This window comes from Pseudomonas tumuqii (genome assembly GCF_013184545.1).
Lineage (GTDB): Bacteria > Pseudomonadota > Gammaproteobacteria > Pseudomonadales > Pseudomonadaceae > Aquipseudomonas > Aquipseudomonas tumuqii.
Window position 1 is genome coordinate 344,665 of the sequence record NZ_JAAOJA010000005.1, and the last position, 6,342, is coordinate 351,006.

Genomic DNA, 6,342 nt, shown 5'->3' on the forward strand with positions numbered 1-6,342 from the left:
TGTCCAATGCCCGGCAGATGTGCGGCAGATGCCAGCCACGAAAAAGCGGGCCGAAGCCCGCTTTCTGTTGTTGCTGTAACAGTGCTTAGTTCAACCAGGCCTTCACGCGCTCGGGGTTGGCGGCGACCCAGTCCTTGGCGGCCTGCTCCGGCTTGGCGCCTTCGCTGACGGCCAACATCACCGCGCCCACATCTTCGGCGCCCCAGGAGAACTTCTTGAGGAATGCGGCCGCTTCTGGAGCCTTGGCTTCCATACCCAGGCTGGCCACGGTGTCGATGTGCTCGGCTTCACCGAAGACATTCTGCGGATCTTCGAGGAAGCGCAGTTTCCACTTGGCGAACATCCAGTGCGGAATCCAGCCGGGGACTACGATGGCTTCGTTCTTCTTCTCGGCGCGGGCCAGGGCGATGGCCATGGCCGGGCCGGAACTCGGCATCAGCTTGAAGTCCAGTTTGTATTTCTCGATGGCTTCTTCTGTACGGCGCATCACGCCAGCGCCAGCGTCGATGCCGGTGATCTTGCCGTCGTAGGCTGCTTTGCTCTTGTTCAGGTCTTCGATGGTCTTGGCTTCGACATAGTCGGGAACCACCAGGCCAATTTTCGCGCCTGCGTAGTTGGTGCCGAGGACTACCACCTTGTCTTTCATCTTGGTGAAGTACTCGCCGTGCGTGACCGGCAGCCAGGCGGAGAGGGTGGCGTCGAGGTCGCCGCGGGCCACGCCCTGCCACATGATGGCGGGTTCGACGGCTTTCAGTTCGACCTTGTAGCCGAGGTTGCTCTTGAGGATTTCGCTGGCGACATGGGTAGTCGCGACGCTGTCGTCCCAGCCGTTGACGTAGCCGATGGTCAGGGTCGGCTTGTCCGCCGCCATGGCGGTGGACATGCCCAGGGCCAGGGCGGCGACGCCGAGGCCTTGCAGGCAGAAGGTTTTCAGATTGCGCATAGGTTCATTGCTCCATCAGTGAGTGGCAGTGCCGTGGTGTTACTGGCTCGTTCTGATTGCGGGCCTTGCGGTGCTCGGTGTGCGCCGGGCAGGTCACGAGTGGCCTGCTGGCGGTCGGTCCGCGAGGTAAGCCGTAGGCAAGCCGGCTGCCTGGGGCATCCGGCTGGTGCGCTGCGGTTGCGGCTTGTTACCTGGCCCGTCCGGGTGATCCGGGTGGGCCGGGATTGCGTTGTCGGCCTAGAGCCCGACGTGTTTCTTCACGGCGGCGATGCCGTCCTGGCCGTCGTAGGTGGTGACCCCGGCCAGCCACTTGTCGAGGATCTGCGGGTTGGCCTTGATCCAGTTTTTCGCCACGGTGGCCGGGTCTTCTTTCTCCAGCACTTTCTCCATCAGCTGGCTCTCGATCTCGACGGTGAACTGCAGGTTGTTCAGCAGCTTGCCCATGTTGGCGCAGCGCGCTTCGTAATCCGGCGGTACCACGGTGTAGACCTTGGCCGCACCGTAGTCCGGGCCGAAGATGTCATCGCCGCCTTCCAGATAGGTGATGTCGAACTGGGTATTCATCGGGTGCGGTGCCCAGCCGAGGAACACCACCGGTTGTTTCTTCTTCACTGCGCGCTGCACCTGCACCAGCATGCCGGCTTCGCTGGACTCGACCATGCGGAATTGGCCCATGCCGAACTGGTCGCCCTTGATCATTTTTTCGATCAGCAGGTTGCCGTCGTTACCGGGTTCGATGCCGTAGATCTTGCCGTCGAGTTCTTTCTTGAACTTGGCGATGTCCTGAAAGCTCTTCAGGCCGGCTTCGGCCGCATAGGTCGGCACTGCCAGGGTGTATTTGGCGCCTTCCAGGTTGGCGGTCGGCAGCACCTTGACCCCGCCGTCCTTGGTGAATGGCTCGATCACCGGATCCATCGAGGGTGCCCAGTAGCCGAGGAACACGTCGATCTGCTTTTTCTGTACGCCGGTGAAGGCGATCGGCACCGAGGCCATGATCTTGCGCGGCTGATAGCCCAGGCCTTCGCTCAGGGTCATGGCCACGCCGGTGGTGGCGGCGATGTCGGCCCAGCCGATTTCGGCGAAACGCACCTGCTTGCAGCTTTCCGGCTCCTGGGCCCAGGCGCTTTGCAGCAGCGCGCAGGACAACAGGCTAACCCCGGCAATGGTTTTCAATGTGCTCATCTATGACGTCCTGTGTGAATGGAGAAGTGAAGGCCTTACTCGCGTTGCAATTTCGCGCTCACCCAGCTGATCAGGCTGTTGCGTTTCTCGGTTTGCTTGGTGCCGAAGCTTTCGGTGATGCGGTCGAGGATGATCGCCAGCAACACCACGGCCATGCCGCTTTCGAAGCCTAGACCGATATCCAGGCGCTGGATGCTCGCCAGCACGTCATTGCCCAGGCCGCCGGCACCGACCATCGAGGCGATGATCACCATCGACAGGGCCATCATGATGGTCTGGTTGACCCCGGCCATGATCGACGGCATGGCGTTCGGCAGTTGCACCTTGAACAGCAGCTGGCGGCTGTTGCAGCCGAACGACTGGCCGGCTTCGATGATTTCCTTGTTGACCTGGCGAATGCCCAGGTTGGTCAGGCGCACCGCCGGCGGCATGGCGAAGATCACCGTGGCGATGATCCCCGGTACGCGGCCGAGGCCGAACAGCATGGCCGCCGGGATCAGGTAGACGAAGGCCGGCATGGTCTGCATGAAGTCGAGGATCGGCCGGATGATGGTGGTCACCCGCTCGCTGGTGGCGGCCCAGATGCCCAGCGGGATGCCCAGCGCGAGGCTGATCAGCGTCGCGGAGAAGGTCAGGCCGAGGGTCACCACGGTCTGTTCCCAGAAGCCGGTGAGGACGATGAGGATGAACGACACCGCGGTGAAGGCGGCGAAGCGCGCGCCGATGCGCCACAGGCCGAGGCCGACGAAGATGGCGATCAGCAGCCAGGCCGGTGGCAGCATCAGGACGCTCTCGATGCCCTCGGAGAAGCCGCTGACCACGCCGCCGATGCTGTCGAAGCCGCCGCTGTAGTTGTCCAGCAGGTGCTGGACCACGTCGTTGACCCAGCTGCCCAGGTCGAGTTTCTTCTCGCTCATGTCATTCCCCCTGCATGCGGGTCAGCAGGCGACCCTTGCTGATGGCGCCGCAGTAGATACCTTTGCCGTCGACGACCGGGATCGGCCCCTCGTTGTCCACCAAACGCCCGATCACCTGATCCAGCGGCATGTCTTCCGGTACCGGGTTGATCTGTTTCAGCACCGCATGGTCGAGGCCGCGGGTCTGGCCGCCTTCGACCAGCAGGGCGATTTTCTCCAGGCTGATGGAGCCGTAGAAACGGTGGTTCTCGTCGACGATGAAGGCGTAGTGCTTGTCCAGCGCTTGCAGCGCCTGGGACACCGTATGCGCGTCCGGCGCTTTACCGTTATGCACGAACAGCGGCACGCTATCGGCCTTGAGCTGGCCGGCGGTGAGGTAGCGGTTGGTGTCGACGGTGTCGAAGAAGTTGCGCACGTAGTCGTTGGCCGGGTTGTCGACCAGCTCCTGCGGGGTGCCGACCTGGATCAGCTTGCCGCCTTCCATGATGCCGATGCGCGTGCCGATGCGCATGGCTTCTTCAATGTCGTGGGAGACGAAGATGATGGTGCGGCGATGGGTCTTTTGCAGTTCCAGCAGCACGTCCTGCATCTCGCGGCGCTTGAGCGGGTCGAGGGCGGAAAACGCCTCGTCCATGATGATCATCGACGGGTCGACGGCCAGGGCGCGGGCCAGGCCGACGCGCTGCTGCATGCCGCCGGAGAGCTCGTGGGGAAACTTGTGGGCGAAGGTGTCGAGACCGACCTGGGTGAGTACTTCCATGGCCCGCTTCTCGCGTTCCTTGCGGCTCTTGCCGGCCACTTCAAGGCCGAAGGCGGCGTTGTCCAGCACGGTGCGCGAGGGCATCAGGGCGAAGGACTGGAAGACCATGCTCATGTCGCGCCGGCGCAGGTCGATCAATTGCTTCTTCGGCAGTTTGGCGACGTTCTGCCCGTCGATGTAGACGTTACCGGCCGATGGCTCGACCAGGCGGTTGATCAGGCGGATCAGGGTGGATTTGCCCGAGCCGGAGAGGCCCATGAGGACGAAGATTTCACCCTCCTCGACGCTGAAGGACACGTCGCTGACGCCGATCACCGCGCCCTTCTCGGCAAGGATCTTGTCCTTGCTCCAGCCCTGCTTGAGCAGGTCGATTGCTTCTTGTGGCTGTGCGCCGAAAACCTTGTAGAGGTTCTCGACGACGATTTTTCCAGACTGCATGGGTGTTCCCCTTCAGTAGACATCCCAGATCAGCTACATGGAACCTGCCGCGCGCCATCGGGGCGTTCGTCAGGTGATGCCGACTGTACTTGCCTGTGGGTGTGTGCATGGTTTCGAGTGCTGGAAGACCGTTTGCCGGGCGGCTGGCAGGGCGCTCAGGCACAGCGCGTAACACACGTCCGCAACCTTGTGGGTCATGGGCGTTGCTCGAGCCGGTTACTGAGTGAACCGTGCATTGCCGTACCGCAAACTGCTTTCCAAACCCTCTGGCAGCGTTAAGAAGCCCAATCCTTGGGAGTTCACATCTCGAACCGAGATGCGCGTACATCCGAAATTTTCTTGTTGGGCTGGCGCCAAATGTGCTGCCAGCGCTTATCTGTTATTCGGTCCGGAGCGGTGGGCTCCGGTCTGCCATCTCCCGCGGGAGGTGGCAGCGACGAAATCGGCTGACTCAACGATATAGTCTTCGAATCGCGGCAATTGTCGGTTTGCGACGCTGACGTATTGGGCGACGACATGACGCAGGCCTATAAAAACCATAACAGCGTTTTATAGGTCTTGGCCAAGGCTGAAACCCGCGCCAGCCGTGGTTTTCAGCTGTTGACATGAGTGTAGCCGGCGTATCCCGGGGGCTGCGGCGCAAGCGAAGAAAAGTGAAAATCAGGGCGTTTTTTTGCGGTCTGATGGCAAATTCGCCACGCTGCCGTCGCGGCGGGTGACGCCTTCGAGCCATTGCGCGCGTATCTGCGGATGGGCCTTCAACCAGGCCTTGGCCTCGCGCCTGGGGGTGGTGTTCTGGTTGAGGATCGCCTCCATCAGGTCATTCTCCATCTGCAGGCTGAAGCGCATGTTCTTGAATAGCCGACCAAGGTTCGGGCATTGCGTCGCAAAGCCCTTGCGCACCGTGGTATAGACGGTGGCGCCCCCCAGGTTGGGGCCGAAGAAATCGTCGCCGCCAGTCAGGTAGCGCATGTTCAGCTGGTTGTTCATGGGGTGCGGTTCCCAGCCGAGGAACACCGCCCATTTACTCAGGTGATCGGCGCGTTTGACATGCAGGATCATGTCCGACTCGCTGGACTCCACCAGTTCGAATCCGCCGAGGTCAAAGATGTTCTTGTCGATCATCTGCTGGATCAGCTGGTTGCCGCTGTTGCCCGGCTCGATGCCGTAGATCTTGCCGCCCAGTTGCTGGCGGAATTTGGCGATGTCGCTGAAGTCCTTGAGGCCGGCTTCGTGCGCGGCCTGATTGACCGCCAGGGTGTACTTGGCGCCCTCTAGGTTGACCGTCAGCAGCTCCACCGAGCCGTCGTCCAGGAAGGGGCGGATGTCCTTTTCCGAACTGGGTAGCCAGGTGTCGAGGAACACATCGACCTCGTTGTCGTGCAGCGCCTTGAAGGTCGCCGGCACCGACAGGCGCTTGATCTGGGAGCGGTAGCCCAGCTCGTTGAGTACCAGACGGGTCACGGCGTTGGTGGTGATCAGGTCGGTCCAGCCAACGTCGGCCAGGCGCACCAGGTCGCAGGCCGCGGGTTCTACGGCGTGGGCCAGCAGCGGGCTGCTCAGGGCCAGTGCCAGCAGGCAGTTCTGGGGTAATTTCATCGGCTTATCCAATCGCGGGTGGCGGATCCCCCCTTGGGGGCTCTGGCCATGAACCTGGCGAGACGAACGGCTGCTGGCCGGCGCATGGGCGTCGGATGATTACGCCGGGGCTTGCTCGCTGCCTATGCGCCGGGTCGCTGGCAGAACGCAGTTGTCGCATTTGGTCGCTGGAAATATAGGCGCCAGCTTGTGGGCGATCCGCCGGCTCGTACGCTGCGGTGTAGGCGAAACCGGCGGTGTCCATTCGGCTCCTCGATTCCCCGCCTGACGGATTTGGATACGAACGCGTCGGTGTGGGACGCCTGCGCTTGGCGCAAATCCCGATGATGGCTGCACAGCTGGAATGCGTGCAGGAGATTGTTGTGGCTATCAGTGTTTTCGACTTGTTCAAGATCGGTATCGGGCCATCCAGCTCGCATACCGTCGGCCCGATGCGCGCTGCGGCGCTGTTCCTCGGCGCGCTGCGCGAGCGGCGCATGCTGGCGCGGGTGCAGCGCGTGGAA

At 62.2% G+C, this 6,342-nt stretch carries 6 protein-coding genes; 1 reads left to right on the forward strand and 5 read right to left on the reverse strand.

Annotated features, from left to right (window positions below; genetic code table 11):
- Positions 1-85 precede the first annotated feature (85 nt).
- The 5 genes from G9C89_RS12460 to choX all read right to left on the reverse strand — a co-directional run bounded on the left by G9C89_RS12460 (position 86) and on the right by choX (position 5,839).
- A complete protein-coding gene (locus G9C89_RS12460) occupies positions 86-943 on the reverse strand; it encodes a glycine betaine ABC transporter substrate-binding protein (RefSeq protein ID WP_172148329.1) in 858 nt (285 codons plus the stop codon).
- Between the two features lie 237 nt (positions 944-1,180).
- Positions 1,181-2,125: a choline ABC transporter substrate-binding protein gene (locus G9C89_RS12465; protein ID WP_172148331.1), complete on the reverse strand. Its 945-nt coding sequence runs from the start codon at positions 2,123-2,125 to the stop codon at positions 1,181-1,183.
- Positions 2,126-2,160: 35 nt separating this feature from the next.
- Positions 2,161-3,042 carry an ABC transporter permease gene (locus G9C89_RS12470; protein ID WP_172148333.1) on the reverse strand — a complete coding sequence of 294 codons (882 nt, stop codon included), beginning with the start codon at positions 3,040-3,042 and terminating at the stop codon, positions 2,161-2,163.
- A 1-nt stretch (position 3,043) separates the two neighbouring features.
- The gene (locus tag G9C89_RS12475) at positions 3,044-4,240 is read right to left on the reverse strand and encodes a quaternary amine ABC transporter ATP-binding protein (protein ID WP_172148334.1); all 1,197 of its coding nucleotides are present in this window, start codon (positions 4,238-4,240) and stop codon (positions 3,044-3,046) included.
- A 660-nt stretch (positions 4,241-4,900) separates the two neighbouring features.
- A complete protein-coding gene (choX, locus tag G9C89_RS12480; RefSeq protein ID WP_172148335.1) occupies positions 4,901-5,839 on the reverse strand; it encodes a choline ABC transporter substrate-binding protein in 939 nt (312 codons plus the stop codon).
- A gap of 362 nt (positions 5,840-6,201) precedes the next feature.
- Between choX and G9C89_RS12485 the strand changes: the two genes are divergently transcribed.
- Positions 6,202-6,342: serine dehydratase beta chain (locus tag G9C89_RS12485; protein ID WP_315852815.1), on the forward strand; the 141-nt coding region annotated here is incomplete at its 3' end.

What these genes read in the sequence shown, in the direction of transcription:
- G9C89_RS12470 (WP_172148333.1), bottom strand. Translation starts at nt 3,042, where the DNA reads ATGAGCGAGAAGAAACTCGACCTGGGCAGCTGGGTCAACGACGTGGTC.
- G9C89_RS12475 (WP_172148334.1), bottom strand. Translation starts at nt 4,240, where the DNA reads ATGCAGTCTGGAAAAATCGTCGTCGAGAACCTCTACAAGGTTTTCGGC.
- choX (WP_172148335.1), bottom strand. Translation starts at nt 5,839, where the DNA reads ATGAAATTACCCCAGAACTGCCTGCTGGCACTGGCCCTGAGCAGCCCG.
- G9C89_RS12465 (WP_172148331.1), bottom strand. Translation starts at nt 2,125, where the DNA reads ATGAGCACATTGAAAACCATTGCCGGGGTTAGCCTGTTGTCCTGCGCG.
- G9C89_RS12460 (WP_172148329.1), bottom strand. Translation starts at nt 943, where the DNA reads ATGCGCAATCTGAAAACCTTCTGCCTGCAAGGCCTCGGCGTCGCCGCC.